The 17,577-nt window shown below is 63.6% G+C and carries 15 protein-coding genes; 4 read left to right on the top strand and 11 right to left on the bottom strand.

What is annotated here, in order from left to right:
- Positions 1-110: 110 nt before the first annotated feature.
- The 7 genes from glmM to eccCa form a co-directional block, all read right to left on the bottom strand.
- Positions 111-1,454 (bottom strand): phosphoglucosamine mutase, encoded by a 1,344-nt coding sequence (gene glmM, locus KBX17_RS01335; RefSeq protein ID WP_256018150.1) that lies wholly within the window; start codon positions 1,452-1,454, stop codon positions 111-113.
- 106 nt (positions 1,455-1,560) lie between these two features.
- Positions 1,561-2,127 (bottom strand): 30S ribosomal protein S9, encoded by a 567-nt coding sequence (gene rpsI, locus KBX17_RS01330; protein ID WP_256018148.1) that lies wholly within the window; start codon positions 2,125-2,127, stop codon positions 1,561-1,563.
- A complete protein-coding gene (gene rplM, locus KBX17_RS01325; RefSeq protein ID WP_005286590.1) occupies positions 2,127-2,570 on the bottom strand; it encodes a 50S ribosomal protein L13 in 444 nt (147 codons plus the stop codon). Before rplM ends, rpsI begins: the two co-directional genes overlap by 1 nt.
- 344 nt (positions 2,571-2,914) lie before the next feature.
- The gene (locus KBX17_RS01320) at positions 2,915-3,202 is read right to left on the bottom strand and encodes a WXG100 family type VII secretion target (RefSeq protein ID WP_256018147.1); all 288 of its coding nucleotides are present in this window, start codon (positions 3,200-3,202) and stop codon (positions 2,915-2,917) included.
- A 38-nt stretch (positions 3,203-3,240) separates the two neighbouring features.
- Positions 3,241-3,558: a WXG100 family type VII secretion target gene (locus KBX17_RS01315; RefSeq protein ID WP_005286596.1), complete on the bottom strand. Its 318-nt coding sequence runs from the start codon at positions 3,556-3,558 to the stop codon at positions 3,241-3,243.
- Between the two features lie 205 nt (positions 3,559-3,763).
- Complete coding sequence (locus KBX17_RS01310; RefSeq protein WP_005286600.1) at positions 3,764-4,780, bottom strand: type VII secretion-associated protein; 1,017 nt, start codon at positions 4,778-4,780, stop codon at positions 3,764-3,766.
- Entirely contained in the window at positions 4,777-8,409 is a 3,633-nt protein-coding gene (gene eccCa / locus KBX17_RS01305; protein WP_256018145.1) for a type VII secretion protein EccCa, read from the bottom strand. Before eccCa ends, KBX17_RS01310 begins: the two co-directional genes overlap by 4 nt.
- A 164-nt stretch (positions 8,410-8,573) precedes the next feature.
- On the opposite strand from eccCa, the gene eccD reads away from it, so the two are divergent.
- The 4 genes from eccD to KBX17_RS01285 all read left to right on the top strand — a co-directional run bounded on the left by eccD (position 8,574) and on the right by KBX17_RS01285 (position 11,988).
- Positions 8,574-9,896, top strand: a complete 1,323-nt coding sequence (gene eccD / locus KBX17_RS01300) for a type VII secretion integral membrane protein EccD (RefSeq protein WP_256018144.1) — start codon at positions 8,574-8,576, stop codon at positions 9,894-9,896.
- Positions 9,896-11,113 carry a type VII secretion-associated serine protease mycosin gene (gene mycP, locus KBX17_RS01295; RefSeq protein WP_256018141.1) on the top strand — a complete coding sequence of 406 codons (1,218 nt, stop codon included), beginning with the start codon at positions 9,896-9,898 and terminating at the stop codon, positions 11,111-11,113. Before eccD ends, mycP begins: the two co-directional genes overlap by 1 nt.
- A 59-nt stretch (positions 11,114-11,172) precedes the next feature.
- Positions 11,173-11,682, top strand: a complete 510-nt coding sequence (locus KBX17_RS01290; protein WP_256018139.1) for a hypothetical protein — start codon at positions 11,173-11,175, stop codon at positions 11,680-11,682.
- A gap of 72 nt (positions 11,683-11,754) precedes the next feature.
- Entirely contained in the window at positions 11,755-11,988 is a 234-nt protein-coding gene (locus KBX17_RS01285) for a hypothetical protein (RefSeq protein ID WP_256018137.1), read from the top strand.
- A 16-nt stretch (positions 11,989-12,004) separates the two neighbouring features.
- Here KBX17_RS01285 and eccB read toward each other — a convergent pair whose 3' ends face one another.
- The 4 genes from eccB to rplQ all read right to left on the bottom strand — a co-directional run bounded on the left by eccB (position 12,005) and on the right by rplQ (position 17,528).
- The gene (gene eccB / locus KBX17_RS01280; protein WP_256018135.1) at positions 12,005-13,312 is read right to left on the bottom strand and encodes a type VII secretion protein EccB; all 1,308 of its coding nucleotides are present in this window, start codon (positions 13,310-13,312) and stop codon (positions 12,005-12,007) included.
- A gap of 41 nt (positions 13,313-13,353) precedes the next feature.
- On the bottom strand, positions 13,354-15,591 hold the full coding sequence (locus KBX17_RS01275) for a DUF6541 family protein (protein WP_256018134.1): 2,238 nt from the start codon (positions 15,589-15,591) through the stop codon (positions 13,354-13,356).
- Positions 15,592-15,627: 36 nt separating this feature from the next.
- The gene (gene truA / locus KBX17_RS01270) at positions 15,628-16,539 is read right to left on the bottom strand and encodes a tRNA pseudouridine(38-40) synthase TruA (RefSeq protein ID WP_256018132.1); all 912 of its coding nucleotides are present in this window, start codon (positions 16,537-16,539) and stop codon (positions 15,628-15,630) included.
- Positions 16,540-16,883: 344 nt separating this feature from the next.
- On the bottom strand, positions 16,884-17,528 hold the full coding sequence (rplQ, locus tag KBX17_RS01265; RefSeq protein WP_256018130.1) for a 50S ribosomal protein L17: 645 nt from the start codon (positions 17,526-17,528) through the stop codon (positions 16,884-16,886).
- Positions 17,529-17,577 lie beyond the last annotated feature (49 nt).

Below are 17,577 nucleotides of genomic sequence, written 5' to 3'. Positions count from 1 at the left end.
GAAGCCGCGCATGCGGCAGTCGAATTCCTCACACAGAGTTAGACTGCCGCGGACCCCCCTTTGGTTCCCTGCTGCCCCAATTACTTTAAGGCATTTTCAGCGCACTCGCGCTAGACAGAGGCGACAGTGGCGGCGAGCTTGCCAGCTACCTTGCGCGCGTGCTCCTCCTCCGCTGCTTCCACCATGACGCGGAAGAGCTCTTCGGTACCAGAGGGGCGCAGCAGCACACGGCCACTCGAGCCAAGCTCGGCCTCTGCGGCGGCGGTGGCTTCCTTGACCTCGGGGTTGTCCAGGATGAGCGACTTGTCGGACACAGGCACGTTGATAAGCACCTGCGGCAACACCGTCATCACGCTGGCCAGTTCCTTCAGTGTCGCGCCGGTTTCGGCCATGCGCTCCATGATCATCAGGCCGCTCAACGTTCCATCGCCCGTCGTCGCGCGGGACGGCAACACGATGTGGCCGGACTGCTCGCCGCCGAGTGAGTAATCACCGCGTGCGAGTTCCTCGAGTACGTAGCGGTCGCCCACCTTCGTCTCGCGCACAGCGATGCCCTCGCGCTCCATGGCAAGCTTCAGCCCGAGGTTGCTCATCACGGTAGCCACCAGCATGTTTTTGCGTAACGACGACTTCTCTTTCAGCCCCAAAGCCAAAATCGCCATAATTTGGTCGCCATCGACAACATTGCCCTCGGCATCGACAGCCAGGCAGCGATCGGCATCGCCGTCGTGAGCCAAGCCCAAGTCGGCGCCGTGCTCGACAACGGCCTTCTGCACCTGGGAAATGTGGGTGGATCCGCAGTTGTCGTTGATGTTGAAGGCGTTGGGCTTGTTGAAGATCGGGATGACCTTCGCCCCTGCTTCGGCGTAGGCCTCCGGAGCTAGGCGGGAGGCGGCCCCGTTTGCGCAGTCCACGACGACCTTCAGGCCGGTGAGTCGGGTGGTCACCGAGGCGTTGAGGTGGTCCAGGTAACGGTCGTGGGCTTCCGGGGACTCCTCGATGATGCGGCCAATGCCGGTGCCGGTCGGTCCGCCTTCATCGATGTGGGCCATCTCCTCCTCGATGTCGTTCTCCACGTCGTCAGGAAGCTTCTTGCCGCCGGCGGAGAAGAACTTGATGCCGTTGTCCGGCATGGGGTTGTGGGACGCGGAGATCATCACGCCGATGTCGGCGCCGTAGTCGTCGGTGAGAAACGCCAAGCCCGGCGTCGGGATGACTCCGACGCGGAGCACGTCCACACCTTTCGATGCCATACCGGCTGCCATTGCCGCCGCCAGCATCTCCCCCGACACGCGCGGGTCGCGGCCAATGATGGCGGTCGCACGACGCTGGTCGGAACGCTTCGTCTGCGTCAACACCGTGGCCGCTGCCTGGCCCAGCTTCAGCGCCAAAGGCGCGGTCAGAGCCTCATTGGCCAAGCCACGGACACCGTCAGTTCCAAACAGTCGAGTCATGACAGTCCATTATGCCTTAGGGGATTTTCAGGTTGGTAATGCGTCGATAAGCGAAAAACGCCGCCACCCGCAAAGGGTGACGGCGCTTGTGAAGCAGTAACCGCGATTAACGCTTGGAGTACTGCGGTGCACGGCGGGCCTTGTGCAGACCAGCCTTCTTGCGCTCGACGGCACGTGCGTCACGGGTGAGGTAGCCAGCCTTCTTCAAGGTCGGGCGCTCAGCCGGGTTATACACGTTCAGGGCGCGGGCGATGGCCAGGCGCAGAGCACCGGCCTGGCCGGTCGGGCCACCACCGTTGATGTTGGCCTTGATGTCGAACTGGCCTTCGCGCTCCAGCAGCGTCAGCGGGGACAGGATGTCTTGCTGGTGCAGCTTGTTCGGGAAGTAGTCCTCGAACTCGCGGCCGTTGACCGTGATCTTGCCCTCGCCTTCGACGACGGTGACACGGGCGATGGCGCGCTTGCGGCGGCCGACGGTCTGGATCGGGCCCTCGTGGAAGGACGCGACCTCGACGGTCTCCTCAGCGCCAGCGGTCTCATCCTCGACTGCCACGGCGTCGCCGATGGTGTAGTTGAACTCCTCGGTCGCTGCGGTTGCGGCGTCGATGTCGGTGACGTCAGCCTCGAGAGCTGCGTCAGCGATGTTCTCAGGGGTGTTGTTCGGCTCGGTCATTACTGCGCCACCTGCTTAAGCTCGAAGTTCTCGGGCTTCTGCGCCTCGTGCGGGTGCTCGGCACCGACGTAGACGTGAAGCTTCTTAATGGACTCACGGGAGAGGCGGTTGTGCGGCATCATGCCCTTGACAGCCTCTTCGATGACGCGGTCCGCGCGCTCATCGAGAGCACGGCCCAGGGTCATGGACTTCAGACCACCCGGGTAACCGGAGTGGCGGTAGCGCATCTCACGATCGCGCTTGTTAGACGAAATGTGGACCTTGTCGGCGTTGATCACGATGACGTGGTCGCCGGTGTCGACGTTCGGTGCGAACTGCGGCTTGTGCTTACCGCGCAGCAGGTCTGCCACGGTAGAAGCAAGCTTGCCCAGCACCACGTCGGTAGCGTCGATGACGTACCACTGACGGGTAATGTCACCGCTCTTCGGGTGGTAAGTAGACATACATGGACTCCTTGAAGTCTGTATCTAGAGGCTGCCGGCCACGTGCGCCCGCTCCCCCCTCACATTCCGGCGGCCGGTGGAGACCCGGATGTGAGGTGACCAGCTACCGCAGAGCGAGTGCCGGTCGGAGACAACACACAGACCGTTAACACTAGAGCACCACCTGCCGAAACACCAAAACGCCGCCGCAGAAGTTTCCCTGCGGCGGCGCGGCACAACCTGATCCCCTTCTGTCCGCGCCACGCGTCGGTGCCCAACGTCGCGTCCGCCCACGCCAACCGAATAGGAACGGTCAGTGCGACTTTGAGGCGCTTGCAGCAAGGGAACGGCAGTGTGTGGCGTACTTAGGCCCAGCTGTTGGCAGCGGCAGTGTTGACCGCCTTCATCCGGGAGTTGCCGTTTTCGACGGTGTTGCCGATGACGGTGAGGATTCCGTTCAGCTCCTCTGCCGCGGCATCCCATTTCGCCTGGTGGATCTGGTACGCCTCAGCTGCTTCACCGTCCCAGCTGTCCACCATGGGGCGCAACCGCGCCTTCAGGTCCTCGAGCTGGCCGTCGATCGTGAGTGCCGACTGCAGAATGTCCTGGGATGTATTTGAGATCGAGGCGAATTGGTACTTGATGACAGTCATGGTGCTCTCCTTTAACTCTCTGAATTCTCTTCGTGGGCTTACAGGGCCAGGCCTGAGGACGGCGCGATCGACGAGAAGCTATCCGCGTTAGTGGCCTCGACGTCTTCGTAGTTGCCCGCGTTATCGCGGATGTTCATTGCGATGGCGGTCAGTGCCTCCCCGAGACGGCGCTCGGCGTCGTCGTAACGCATCATCAGCTCGTTGAAACTGACCTGTGCGGTGCCACCCCAGTGGCTGCGCGCCCCCTCCGCGAGAGTCTGCAGACGGTTGAGTTCACCGTTGATTTCTTCATTGGTCGTTTCGACTTCCTTGGCGGCGGCGCGCATCACGTCGGCTTCTGTTTGCATGTTGCTCATGTGTTCCCCCGATATCGGTGTGTGACTTAACGGACAAAGGCCGGTCCGGGCACGTGGCGCGTAGTCGGTGAAGCACCTTTGCGAGCCGTTCGTGACCTTTCCACCCTTATTGGACTGCCGCAGGCCCCTGTTCGGTTCCCTCGGCGGTGAAAATTCTTGGAGTTTTTCTCCGTGCGGGCCGGTACCTGCCCCTTTGGTGAGACGGTTAAGGAGGGCTGTACCGGGCCGAGTCGTTAGCCATGGTGCATGTGGCCTGCTGGACTGACGTGGGAGCTTTCCGGGTGTGGCAACCAATGGAGATTTGGTGGTCTGCATCGACCCAGGCGCGCCAGTGGGCTTGGGAGCCGTCTGGAAGCAAGTGCCTGTAGGTGATGCTGTGCTCATCACGCTCGATGAGGCGTAACTCGGGGTCGCCGAGAATCTCCTGCTCAATCTGGGCGATCACGGCTTCTCCTGCCACTCCGTAGAGCGGATCAACGGCAAGCTGCAAGCGGAAATCCGGATCAGGGCCGGTCGCGCGCCACATATCTTCATCGGGCTCGAGGGTGAAGCCGACCGGCACCTCCACGCTCAGACCGTCCTGGGTGAGAGTGACGAACTCGGGCTGCGGGGCTGGCTGCGTAGAAGGCGCGGATGAATCAAGCGAAGGAGCCGATGTCACCTCACTCGTCGTCGCGCCAATGGAGGCGCCAGATCCGGCCGCGTGCTCTAACGCATCGGAACCAGACCGCGCAACGGCCCACACAGCGGCAGCGCAGAGTGCGCCGATGACGACCACCGCCACAATGAGGAGGGGGCGTGCGGGTAGGAAGGTGTCGCGTGAGCCGTCGTAAAGCGTCGGGCGACGCAGCGTGATTTCCTCCCATTCGTTTGTGGACGGATTTGTTTCAGTTTCGGAGTCCGTACTCGAATCCGCCGTTTCGGCAGCGCCCGCTTTCGCATTGGGGCGCAGGGCATGCTTTCCGCGCGGTTTCGTGGTCTCGCTGGTGAGCACGACGTCGTATCCGCTCATCAGAACAACGAGGTCGTCGATGGTTTCTTCATCCCCGACAATGTGCACGTGGGCACCGGCAGGATCACTACCCAAACATTTGCAGATCGCGGCGGCGATCTCGCTGGTGCTCGGACTGTCGTGGCGATGCACGTTGGCAGCACCTTCGAAAACGACGCTGTCGGGGCGGATAGTCACCGTGAGCTGCGGTGTGGTCAACCGTGTGGTCATGCTGCGTCACCTACTGCGATCTGGATTGGGCCGGCGTTGTCGTTGTCGCGCACGAGGATCCCGCGTCCCGGCGCAAGCGGCATCGGTCGAACACCGAAAAGCTGTCCTTCTTCCCGGTTCCCGGAGAGCAGAACAGCGTCAGGAAGCTGATCTTTCAACGTGGACAAGAACGGAGAGAACAAAGCGCGGGCGCTGCCGCCGAACTTGCGGGCGGCAATGATGTGCAGCCCAATGTCGTGGGCATGAGGAAGGAGCGCGACGAGCGGACGCAGGTGCTCGTCGGGAACAAGTTCTAGGTCGTCGATCACAAGGTAGATATCTGGACCAGTCCACCAACTGCGAGCGGCGAGTTGCTCGGCCGTGACATCTGGCCCCGGCAGACGCGACGACATCGTGGCCACGGTGTCGGTCACCGCTGTAGCGGCCGCGTCAGAAGAGCCCGCATACGCTGCGACCATGGGGTGGTCCGCGTGGCGCAGGTGGACACGCCGTGGATCGATGACCACCATGCGCGCCTGTTCCCGCGGGAGCTCGGCGATCTGTGTGATCACAGTGTTCACCAGCGTCGATTTGCCAGAGCCCGCCGCGCCGATAGCGACGAGATGCTGGCCATCCAGGTGCACAGGTTCCAGTGCACGTCCACCAATGCCCAACAGCGGCGTGTCGCTTATCGACGTCTGAGTCTGGCGCGCCTGCCCCACCGTCACCCTCTCCGGCAGAACCCTCAAGGCAGGTACACGCGGCTGGTGCGCAGTCGTGGCTGCAATGTGTGCGATATCTTCCTTTGCGGTTGCCGCCACCAGCATGCTCATCCCGTCGGGAGTGAGTCCGCGGCCGGGCAATGCGGGAAGTTTCTCCTGCTTTTTGCGGTCGACTACAGAATCCATCGACTCAGTGAGTTTGAGCTCCACTCGAGTGCCGATGATGTCGCGCACGTTGGGACGGATCGCGCCCCAGCGCTGGGTGGTGGCCACCAGGTGCACCCCAGCCGCCGGCCCCTCAGCCGCAATGGTCGCCAGCGGTTCCCGCAGATCCTCCAGTTTCGAATCGGTCGCCAACAATGAATGCCACCCATCGACCGCCAACACCGTGTGCTGCGGTCGCGGTGCGCCACGCGGGTTTTCAATGATGCCCAAGACTTCATCGACGACGCGGCGGACCCGCTCCTCGTCGCTGCGTTCTGCCACGCCGGCAACGTGGGGCAGACTTTCAAGGTCCGCGAAGTCGCCGCTACCGGCATCGACGATGTAGAAGCCGATCTGCTCAGTCGAGTGGGTGGCAGCCAAAGAGGTGATCAGCGTGCGCACGGCCATCGACTTGCCCGTTTGCGGCCCACCGGCGATCGCCACATGGCCGCCGGAGACGTTCAAGTCGAGGATGAGGGGATCTTGGCGCTGGTGGTAGGGGTCGTCGATAAGCCCAATGCCCGCGGTGAGCATTCCCGCTCGCGTGACGACGGCAGGGATCCCTACCCGGCGCGGCAGTGGTGGCAGCCACACGCGGTGAGCGCTGTGCCCGCGCAACTGAGCAGTCTCGCCGGCGGCCTCAACAACAGCCGCCAGCACGGTTGTCGATGTATCCGGCGTACCTGCGACGACCGGGGTCACCTCGGGCGGATCCCAGCCGTCGAAAATGCGTACTGCCGGGATGCTCGCTGCGGTATGGGAACCGTGCGCCGCAACGTCTTTTCGCATGAGTGGACCGGAGACATACGCCGCTTTGAAACGCGTGACCTCACTGGATGCGGCCTTGAGGTAGCCCGAGCCAGGGTCAGCCGGCAACTCGTAAGCATCGGGGATGCCCAGTACCTGGCGCGACTCGGTGGCTGAGAACGTGCGCAGACCGATGCGGTAGGACAGGTGCGAATCCAGGCCGCGCAGTTTGCCCTCCTCAAGCCGTTGTGAGGCTAACAGCAAATGCACACCCAACGAGCGCCCTAACCGTCCGACAGCGACGAAGAGATCCGCGAAGTCCGGGTGTTGGCCGAGGAGCTCGGAGAACTCGTCGACCACGATGAGCAACGCCGGCAGCGGATCCATGTCTGGACGCGTGCTCATGCGTGCCGCGGTGTAGTCGGTGACGTTGGCGAAATTACCCGATGCGCGCAGCAGTTCTTGGCGGCGGTTGAGCTCGCCGGAGATCGCATCGAACATGCGCTCCACCAGGACCGCCTCGTCTTCCAGGTTGGTGATCACCGCGGATGTGTGGGGTAACCCTTCACATCCGAGGAACGTGGCGCCGCCTTTGAAATCAACGAGGACAAAGTTGAGCTCCTCGGGCGAATGTGTCGCTGCCAGCGCTGCAACGAGTGTTCTGAGTAGTTCAGACTTACCGCTACCTGTCGCGCCAATGCACAACCCATGCGGGCCCATTCCGCCGTGCGCTGACTCCTTCAAGTCTAGGTAGACGGGCGCCCCGCCCGATCCCGGACCTTCCGTGCCGATCGGTACCGTCAACCGTTGCCGGGTCCCCTCCCGCCCAGGCCACATTGCCGGCCCAGACAGCTGGTCTACGTCTTCGAACCCCAACAGCTCTAACAGGTCCCCGCTATTGGCAGTTCCTGTTTGGCCCTCAGGACGGCGGTAGAAGGCGAGATTCCGGCAGATGTATTCTGCGGCACCGTCGCTGAACTCGTCAGGCTCCCCAAGCGGCTCCGTGCCAGCGGCCGTGACCGCGCTAATGCGTTCGCCGCACACCAAGTGCAGCGCATCCTCGTGAACGAAGGCATCCTCATCCTCCGTGACCACGACAACGCAGTCGTGATCGGTGCGTACAAGTGCATCCGGGGAGCCAGCATCCACAAACGCGACCGAGAACGCTGCGGACTCGGGATCGCGGGTGTGGGGCAACCACTTGGAGAACTCGAGCCCCTCTGCGGCAACCTCAAGGCCGAGCAGCTCCGGTCCGTGGAAGAACGCCAGCTGCGCCAGCATGGACCGCGCCACTGTGCGTGCTTTCGGCCCAGCGAGGGTGACCAGTGGAAACGCTTCCAACTGGATGATGATCGGAACCCGCGGCACCGCGCTCACAGCGGCTACGGTGCGGCGCAGACTCACAGCGCATACGGGGTCGAGATCTTCGGGCGAGCCGGGGTCAGGCACGTCGATAGGCGTGCACAAAGCGGACATTCCTGTTCCCACACGCACTTCCAGCGCACGAGAATCATCGTGCACCCTCTCCCAGACCCGCTCTGTGGGGACCGCGCTGACCAATGCGTGCGGATGCGGGTGGAAGAACTCAACATGCGCTCGCTGCTTGTCACCATTTCCACGAGCGTGCTCTGCCAGCGCGTCGAGGTGGCGCAAGTACACACGGCGGGATTCGTCGATGTCTCCAGCCCGCTCAGGAGGGTTGAGCATTGTGAGCATGCCCATCACCATCATGAGCGGAAACACCATCATCATGGGGCTAACACCCCGGCCCGACAAGGCCATGATGGCCACCATTGCTCCGATAGCTGCGACCATGACCACCGGCATGATGATTTTCATCATTGGCTCCGGCGGACGCCGTACCGCCTGCGGGACGGGCTCCGCGACGAGGTTTCCACCGGGCAGTGGCGGCGCATCTCCAGCACTGTGTCCAGCACTGACCGGCGTTTGGACAGGGTTGTTGTCCAATCCGAGCATGAATGTCCCCCCTCGAACCATCCCCGCTGGTTCCCCCAACCGCAGGTGTTGAGCGTTAGTGTAGCGCGCCGTCAGCGATTGCGTGTAGCGTGAACGCCAGCACAGCTCATCACGTGTGCAGGCGGGGGCCTGCACACGTGCAACCCGGGGGGGGGAAGAAAACTGTGGTCGCCGCATCGACTCACCATGTCGTCCGCGTCACCGTGCGTGTCAGTGCCGTGACGTACCACCGCTCCATTGACGTGACATTGCCAACAGCGTCGACATTCGCTGAGGTCCTGCCGGAGCTTGCCCGGCTCGTCGAGCTTCCGGAAATCGGACGACCGTGGGAGTTCACCACTGCTGGAGGCGCTCCCTTGGATCCGCACACTCCCCTGCACCACATGCGAGTGCGGGACGGGCAGGTGCTTGCTCTGCGCCCGGAGGAGGAGGTCGATCCCCCGGTCGTGCGCGACGCTGCGGAATCACTCGCGGCGGTGTCGGCTGATGGGGGCCCGCGCGCCGGGATCGATACGGCGTCATCGCTCGCGGGTATCGTCGCCGTCGGTTTTCTTGTTGCTGCCCTGACCAACCCGGTTATCGGTGTCGGGGCAGCTGCTCTTGTCGCGCTCGCGATCGGTGTCATCTCCCGTTCCCGCGCGGTGTTCCCCGCCGGCGCTGTGCTTGCGGGTATCGCATGCGGCACCTGGGCCGGGGGCGAGGAAGCACTCGCGTGGCCGCTCAACAGCAGCGCAGCACTTGGTGTGATCGCTTCGTCGGCGACGGTGGCAGTCCTGGTAGGCGGCGGGGCGGTGCTGGGCTTCGTCGGCACGCGATGCGGTACTGCGGTACTCACGGTGAGTGCACTCAGTGCAGGTGGCGCGTTGGGGTCGTGGTTACCGTCCCCGCACGCTCCCGCAGCGACGGTCGTGCTGCTGGGGTTGACCGCCATCATGCTCACACCTGCTGTGGCGACCCGCGGTGCCGGTCTACGCATTCCCCGCGTGCCCACTGCTGGGCAGGAATTCTCCATCGCGGACGACTACCAGGATGACGTTGACCTGCGCACGCAAAAAGCCCGCGGTATTACAGACGGTCTGGGCATCGGCACCGCCGTGTGCATGATCCCGGCGCTGATCACCATCGCCTTCGCGGGCGGAGCCTGGATCATTGCGTTCTGTCTCTGTGTCGCTGGAGCGCTCATCGTGCACGCGTCACGCCACCACTCGACCGCGCCGCGGTTGAGCCTCGCACTTTCTGCCATGACGGCCGTTACCTGTGCTGTTATAGCCGTCGCACAGATGGATAGCCCGCATCCAGCGCTACTCGTGCTCGCCGGAGTCCTCGCGGTGGCTGCGGCAAGCGCGACGATCTGGGCCCGTTTCGTCCCCGATCTGGAGCCCACCACACTCGTGTGGCTCGAGCGCGCCGAGGCTGCCGCGATCATTGCCGTGTTGCCGCTGGCTGTCTACCTCACCGGTTTCTTCACGCTGATCAGGGGCCTGTAGTGCGCTTTCGCTTGTCGACGTCCACGTGCATCCCGGCCCTAACCCTCATCCTCTTCTCTACCCAGCCCGTTCTTGTTGCCACCCCACCTGCCCACGCCCAAGATGTCGCCTGCGCAGTCCCGGTTCCTGCGGATCCACCCGCCGCTGCGGCCGATCTCGACCAGGTGCGTAAGATCGCCACCGGCGCGGGAGTGAAAGTGGCTGTGATCGACACCGGGGTTGCCCAGCACCCAGAGCTCAACCAGCTCATCCCCGGCAACGACTACGTCACCCCAGATGATCCACGTCCATTCGACGACTGCGACGCGCACGGCACCGTCGTCGCCGGCATCATCGCGGGCACGACAACGGGCATCGCCCCTGATGCGGAGATCATCGCGATCCGCCAATCCTCCGCGCACTTCCGCACAACTACGGCCCCAGTACCGGATGGCTCGCCGGAAACAGAGGACATCCCCGGTGCGGGGAATTTGGACACCCTTGCGCGCGCCATCCACAACGCGATCGACTTGGGCGCCGACGTGATCAATATGTCAGTCGTCTCTTGCGTGGAACCGCAGCTCGCCGCACGGGTGGACACCCAGGATCTGCGTCTTGCACTCGGGCGCGCCGAGTCGGACGGTGTTGTCGTTGTCGCCGCCGCGGGCAATGCGAACCACGAGTGCCCGCCGGGCTCCACGGTGTACCCGGCGCACTTCCCCACCGTCATCACCGTCGGGTCGCGAGCCGACAGCCACACCATGGCCCAGTACTCCCTGCCCGTACCTGACGAGTACTTAGCTGTTTCCGCACCGGGCCGCCCACAGGCTGCTTTGTCGTCCGACGGAAACGGTTTCACCGGTGGAGTTGCGGGCGATCGCGGGGACGCTCAACCGTACGAGGGCACCAGTTTTGCTGCTCCGGTAGTCAGCGCAACGGTGGCGTTGTTGCGGCAGCGCTACCCCGATGCCACCCCGGCGCAGATTCGCGCGATGGTGGATGGAGCTGCGGAGCCGAGCGGAGGGGCCGTCGATACGCTCACCGCGCTGACGCATCTCCCGCCCGAATCTCACCGCCCTGGTCGCGATGACGATACGGGCCCAATGACAGTTACTCCCGTAGAGAAAACCGTGGCCACCGCACCCCGCAAGACCGGTGTTGTCCTTACAATTTTGGGCTTGTTTGCACTGCTCAGCACCGCCGTAGGTTCTTTGGTGGTCTCGCGCAGGAACATTTGACGTAGCGTGCGCATTAAACGCATGAAAACACCACTCAACACACCAGGAAGGACGCAATCATGACCAACCCCAACAACCCGCAGGACCCGAACACCATCGACGAGAACGTAGAGACTTTTGACGCTGCTGTTCTGGACACCGACAACGACGGCACCATAGACACCGCACTGGTGGATCTGGACGGCGACGGCACCATCGACACCGTCGTGCTCGACTCTGACGGCGACGGCTACGCCAACACAGTGCTTGTCGACGTTGACGGTGACGGCGAATTCGACGAGATGTTCATCGACTCTGAGAACGCCGACGGTGTTCTGGAAACGAAGATCAGCGCCGACGATGACTACGTCGAGGGCTTGGGCAACGTCGAGGACTATACCGAAAAGGCTGAGGGGGCAGACGAGGAGTCTGAGGACCCCTTCGATTTCCAGGGCACCACCACGGAGATCGGGACGGACGAGGAGACTTACGACACATCGCCGACCGAGGACACCATGAACGAGGACACCTTCGCCGATGACATGGGTGACTCCGATGGCCCGACCCTGCACCTCGAGGCTGGCTTCTAGTACTTCAGCATCCCCGACTCTTCACGGCCCTGCCCTGGCAGGGCCGTTCGCTTTCCTGGCACACTGGCAGTCATGACTTCCCAGATGCCCCACGATTCGGGCAACTCGCGTTCTTCCGGCACCACCGGGCAGCAGGACATCATCATTGGCGTGATTGTCTTTCTGCTTGGGTTCCTCGCCGTTGCCACTGCGTGGGGCACGATTTCCTACATGACAGCACTCGCCAGCTGGATCGCGGGGATTGTTTTGGTTGTGCGCGGAATCCGCAAGAACCAAACGGGTAGCAAATTTCAGTCAGACCGCTAGGCCAGCCGGCGCCCGTTCAGTATGTCGCGGTCAGTGCAGCTTCGCGCGTGAGATCCGGCCCCGCGGGCAACAGACCAATGATTGCCCACGGGGCCTTTTCCATATGCGCCACCCCGATCATCTCCAGAACTGCCTGCTGGTCAACACCGTGACGCTGCCCTGCACCCGACACAACGTGGTAACCAAATCCGGTATCGACCCCGACAGCCCCGTCCGACAACCCGATGAAGTGGGTAGCCGGGCCTGCCCCTGACAGTTCGACCGCTCCCCTTGTGAGTGCATCGGCTGGGCGCCGACCGGCTTGACCGTTCTCTGCCGCGCAGACGGCGGTCTCTACAGCACCGGAGGTGGCAGCTGGGTCACCCCATTCCGGTTTCTCGTCCGGGATCGACAACGTCAGCGGTGGATCGGCGTCGGGATAGGCCGCGATCGCAGCCGTATCAGTTCGTTCGGTGTGCGCGCCTGCCGCCACGAGCACATCCCGTTGCAGCGGGGTGATCTGTTGCACGCCGCCGTGGCCGGTGAGTATCCACGCCTCCGCACCCGTTTCCAGCACGCGCGGCAACGGGTGTGGCAAGCCGATCAGCGGCAATTCACGCAATGCGCCGAGAACACCGCTGTGCATTTCCCGGCGCGGCGTGGCCGCATCGATGCCGAGCTCGCGCCGGATCAGCCGTCCCGCCGGGTCTGTGGCAGGCGGGAGTTTCGCGCGGCCAGCCTGCGTCACCAGCCAGTCGTCGCCGTCGTGGGCGACAAGAATCGCCTCACGCTGTGCAAGCAATTCAGGAGCGGGGCCGGCGTGGATGGTGAGGGCGGGGGTACGGGAGGCGTCGATAAGCGAACATGCACTCCACGCGATGTCGTTGCTCCCCTCGGGCGCGAACATCGCGGGCGCGGTGGTCAGGCCCAGCGGCACCCCGCGAGGATAATCCGTTAAACGTTCGTCCCCGACACGCTGCGGCTCGTCCGGGCTACCCGCGATCAAGCGTGCCGACGTCAAGTTCGTCACCGGATGCACCACCTCGCCTACCCGGACGTAGAGCGAGCCGTCGGCCGCGCGCATGATCGCCGCCGACCCCGGATCAGGATTCGGTTTGAGCCAGGCGAACAGCCCGCATCCGCCGGCGATGAGCACGACCGCAATGAGGCCGAAGATTGCGGAACGTCGGCGCGACGCCAGTGGATCGTGGATCATCCGGATGTCACCGTAGATGAGCCCGTGCTCCACCCGTCGGCGCATGAAGCGGTGCCCCGAGACCTGTGAGCGCGTTGTTGGCAGCAGCCGCTGCGCTGTGTTCGTTTTCTCGTCGTGTGTGCGGGACACGTGACCCCCCGATCAATTCCCCCCAAATACTCCCTCGGAGTTTAGAGCGCCCACCCCGGGGCTTCAAGCATACGGGCGGCAGGACCGCGCCCCTCGGGGGCCGGGGTGCCGGATTCTGCAGAGCCGGACTCTGACGTATCGGCCCCTGGGGCGACAGGCTGGAGGGATGGAAGCTCCGTGGATCCGCCGTTGTCCACCGCGTCTTGTTGGAGCTCGCGCAGCTCTTCGGCGCTGAACTTCTCGTTCACAGCGAAGATGGTCACACGGTTGAGCTGGTAGACGGGCGTGACACCCGGCGAGGTCCACAGGGCAGTGTCCACCTGCCAGTTGCTCGGTTCGCCCCAGAAGGTGTTTCCGGTGGAGATGATGAACCGCACGTCTAGGTGGGCGGCGGCCGCATCGACAACATTGCCCTCATCCGGCTTGCCGCGCTGACCCGCGCCGAGCAGGGCGGCATGGTCACTCAGGATGCTCGAGTTGGTGCCCAAACCACCCGAGGGCCACAGGTAGTGGCGGCTCACGGTGGGCACGCCCTCGATGGAGTAGATCCAGGAGTACCCTTCCGTGGATTCACCCATGACCAAGCCCTCTTGCGCCTCCGGGCGGGAGGCGAGCCATTCGAACGCCTCCAGCTGGTCTTCATCGATCATCCGGTCATCCACACGGGAGGCCTCGTAGGATTCCTTGGCACCCTCAGCGGCGGCTGTGGCAGCCCACACTCCCGTGCCCCAGCCGGTGAAGCCTGCGAGGACAGCCGAAGCAATAGCGGTCCCCCACTGCCACGGGCGCTTCGGCCTACGCACCGCGACCGGCGCCAGGCACAGCACCCGGATGATCACAGCCGCTCCCACGGCAGCCCCAGCAAAGAGTGTCAGGGCGACGATTGTGGCGACGCGGTGAGCCGAGTTGTAGTGGGCCGAGCCGAGGAACGCCAGCAATGGCTCGAAGAGATTGTCCACCGGTCGCATCGCGTTGGCTGTCGTGGACACCATGAGCCCGTAGAAGATCGGCGCCCATACCTGCCCGCGCCACAGCAGCATGACAATGGCGCCGAAGCCGGCGAGCCAGAACAGCATCGTCGGGTCAAATGTGGGGAAGAACTCGTCGGTGTGGCGGGCCTGCATGTAAAACGCCCTGTGCCATGCCTCTGTGGAGGTCACGGCCTCCCGGTTGTCCCAGGCTTGAACCTCCTCCGCCTGAGTCCGGCCGGCGAGCAACTGCGGCAGGAACGACAGCGTGCCACCCAGCGCAGGAATGGCCAGCCACAGCACGTCGCTGACACGGGTGCGGTCGGGGCGCCACACAAGGTACGTCGCCCAGTACAGGAGAACTGCGAGGACCACGACGGTCACGGCAGCGGGATGGACTTGGAGGACGCCGAGGAAGGCAAAAAGCGTCGCAAAGCTCAGGGCCCTGTAGCGCGGAACCTGCATGAACAGCGCGACCACAATCCCGGACAAGCCGATGGACACGATGTAGGGGCGCATGCCCACGTAATCGCTGATCCACACCACAGACGGCGACGCGTAAATGGCGATTGGAGCCAGCCCAGCGGCGATTTGCGCGACCATGCCTTGACCGCGAGCGATCGCCCACGCCAGACCCGCCGCACCGCCAGCGACCGCGAGACTCGTCGCGACAATGGAAGCGAGATTCATCGCCGGCACTGGCTCCCACCCGCCAGCATGGGCGAACAGTGCCGTCGCTGCGTGGAAGCCTGACGGGTAGAACAAGTCCACGTGTGTCTCCGGGCTTTGCAGCTCACCCATGCGCGTGGGCGAGGCAACGCCCTCTTCCATGATGAAGCGCACCGCATTGGCGTGCCACTGCGTGTCCCAGCCCTGCACGATGTTTTCCATCTTGTGCGGAACGTTGTCCTGCAGCTCCAGCATCTTCGCGATGAGCATCCACGCGCCCGCCGTCACACCGGCAGCTGGGAGCACCCACGACGGATCCAGGATGCTTCTCCGCCGCCAATCTCCGGGCCACAAAGCACGCAGCCACGTTTCGGCGCCGTCACGCTTGGCTTTCCGCGCGAACATGAAACGCCACACGCCGGCGAGCACCAGCACGAGCACAAGGAAGAAGATGAACGACGGCCACCCGAAACGGATCCCCAGCGCGCCCAGCAGCCAGCTACCGAACCCGATCAGCCCGAAGGTTGCCGGCAAACTCGCCGCAGCCGCCGCTGGCAGCTTCGCTCCCGCAACCCAGGCCACGATGAGTCCCGGCAGAGTGAACACCGCAATGACGAGCCAAACAGCTCCGACTACATCCATGCGGCCCTACTTTCTTCCCTGTTCCATCAGAGCAGTCTATTCCACATCCTTCGCTTTACGACGATCCCTGGTCACCAACACCCTCTCCCCCAGCTGAGCGGCCTCTGGGTAGTCCACGCGAATGAGGGTAAGCCCGTTCGCCGGCGCGAGTTTGACCAACGGATCCCTCTCATGTGCGGCGAGCAACGTCTTTGCCCATGAGACTTCACGAGCACCTGAGCCGACGTCCAAACACGTAGCGACGAGGGCCCGAACCATGTGCCAGCAAAACGCATCAGCCGTGATCGTAGCTTCGTAGAGCTCCGGTTCCTCCGCCGTGGAGACATCCGCCCACCTGAAAGAGTGAATGTCGCGGATCGTGGTGGCGTGAGGCCGGGGCTTACAGAACGCCGCATAGTCATTCAGCCCGACCAAGGCTGTCGCCGTCTCCTGCACGGCGTGAAGGTCAATCTTCTTGGTCCACGCCGCGGTGTCCGTGCGCCTGAGCGGGTTCGGACCAGCAGTATTGGTGGTCACCCGGTAGCGGTAGGTGCGCGTCAGCGCAGAGAACCGGGCATCGAAATCTCGTGGTGCCTCGGTGACGGCGGTGACCCGAAGATCCGGTTCTAGCAGCCGGGCGAGGCGGCGGGTGAGCTTCTCCGGCTCCCCGTCGATCGACCGCCGGTCGAGCGCGTGTTTGGGCACATCCGCGTGCGCGACTTGGCCTGTAGCATGCACCCCGGCGTCCGTGCGCCCCGCAACGGTGAGCTCCACAGGATGACGCAAGATGAGGCTGAGCGCATCCTCCAGTTCCCCCTGCACCGTCCGTACTGGGGTCTCCTCCCCCGGGGCAGCCGCCTGGCGGGCCCAGCCGTGGAACCGAGTGCCGTCATACGCGATGTCGAGGCGGAGGCGGACAATGCCCGCTTGCTCTTCATCTAAACCAGGGTTGGATGCTTGATGTTTCATCGGGGCTTACCGTACCAATCAGCGGCCTAACCCCGATATGACAACACCGCCCGAAAGCGAACCTTCGGGCGGTGCGATGTATATGCGAGGAGCTCGTCCTGCGCTCGGGTTTCATACTACATCTTGGGGGATGCAATCTATCTGCTAGAAGCTCTTCTGGAACGGCGATTTCGAACTTACCTCAATGCGGCGCAGCGGGTGGGGGGCGCGGGGGTTCCAGAACTACGGCTTGGGACTAGAAGAGCGCTACTCAAATAAACCTTAAAAAAGAAAACCGCCCGTCGAGAAGGCGTCTCCTCAACAGGCGGTTTTCACGAACGGGCCTATAGCCCTACATGACGGGCTTACTTGTCGCCCTCAGCCTCAGCTTCTTCCTCGACGACCTCGGTCGCGTCAGCCTGAGTCTCAACCTCGTTAATGTTCACAACAGTCTCTTCGCTCTCCGGAGCGACGACAGTGGTCGTGTTCTCAGACTCAGCTGCGGCGGTAGCGGCAGCCTCGGTAGCCTCGTTGACCTCGGTCACCTCAGCCTCAGCCGGTGCGGCTGCATCCTGGCCAGCGGCTGCTTCCTGGGCAGCCTTCTCGCGGGACGCTGCTGCGCGGGTAGCGCGGGTCGCCTCAGCAGAGACAGTCTCCTCGAGAACGAGGGAGATCTGGGACATTGGGGCGTTGTCGCCCTTGCGGTTCTCCAGCTTGATGGTGCGAGTGTAACCACCGGGGCGGTTCTCGAACCTCGGAGCAAGCTCGTTGAACAGGTACGTAACGACGTCCTTGTTCGGGATCTCGGCAGCCACGGCGCGACGGTCGTTGACCGTGCCGGACTTTGCCTTGGTGATCAGCTTCTCCGCGTACGGGCGCAGAACCTTCGCCTTAGCGTCGGTGGTGGTGATGGCGCCGTGCTCGAACAGCTGGCTAGCCAGGTTGGCCAGAATGTGCTTCTGGTGCCCAGCCGAGCCGCCGAGACGCGGGCCCTTCTTCGGGGTAGGCATTGTTGTACTCCTCGTGGATTAAAAAGTGTGTGCGCGTGCGGCGCTCAGT

This window comes from Corynebacterium sp. CCUG 65737, from assembly GCF_024454115.1.
Taxonomy (GTDB): Bacteria; Actinomycetota; Actinomycetes; order Mycobacteriales; family Mycobacteriaceae; genus Corynebacterium; species Corynebacterium genitalium.
This window is presented reverse-complemented; position numbering and strand designations above follow the sequence as displayed.

Coding starts and splice junctions, on each gene's coding strand:
- glmM (WP_256018150.1), bottom strand. CDS start 1,454: ATGACTCGACTGTTTGGAACTGACGGTGTCCGTGGCTTGGCCAATGAG.
- rplM (WP_005286590.1), bottom strand. CDS start 2,570: ATGTCTACTTACCACCCGAAGAGCGGTGACATTACCCGTCAGTGGTAC.
- eccCa (WP_256018145.1), bottom strand. CDS start 8,409: ATGCTCGGATTGGACAACAACCCTGTCCAAACGCCGGTCAGTGCTGGA.
- rplQ (WP_256018130.1), bottom strand. CDS start 17,528: ATGCCTACCCCGAAGAAGGGCCCGCGTCTCGGCGGCTCGGCTGGGCAC.
- rpsI (WP_256018148.1), bottom strand. CDS start 2,127: ATGACCGAGCCGAACAACACCCCTGAGAACATCGCTGACGCAGCTCTC.
- KBX17_RS01320 (WP_256018147.1), bottom strand. CDS start 3,202: ATGACTGTCATCAAGTACCAATTCGCCTCGATCTCAAATACATCCCAG.
- KBX17_RS01285 (WP_256018137.1), top strand. CDS start 11,755: ATGACTTCCCAGATGCCCCACGATTCGGGCAACTCGCGTTCTTCCGGC.
- truA (WP_256018132.1), bottom strand. CDS start 16,539: ATGAAACATCAAGCATCCAACCCTGGTTTAGATGAAGAGCAAGCGGGC.
- KBX17_RS01290 (WP_256018139.1), top strand. CDS start 11,173: ATGACCAACCCCAACAACCCGCAGGACCCGAACACCATCGACGAGAAC.
- KBX17_RS01315 (WP_005286596.1), bottom strand. CDS start 3,558: ATGAGCAACATGCAAACAGAAGCCGACGTGATGCGCGCCGCCGCCAAG.
- KBX17_RS01310 (WP_005286600.1), bottom strand. CDS start 4,780: ATGACCACACGGTTGACCACACCGCAGCTCACGGTGACTATCCGCCCC.
- KBX17_RS01275 (WP_256018134.1), bottom strand. CDS start 15,591: ATGGATGTAGTCGGAGCTGTTTGGCTCGTCATTGCGGTGTTCACTCTG.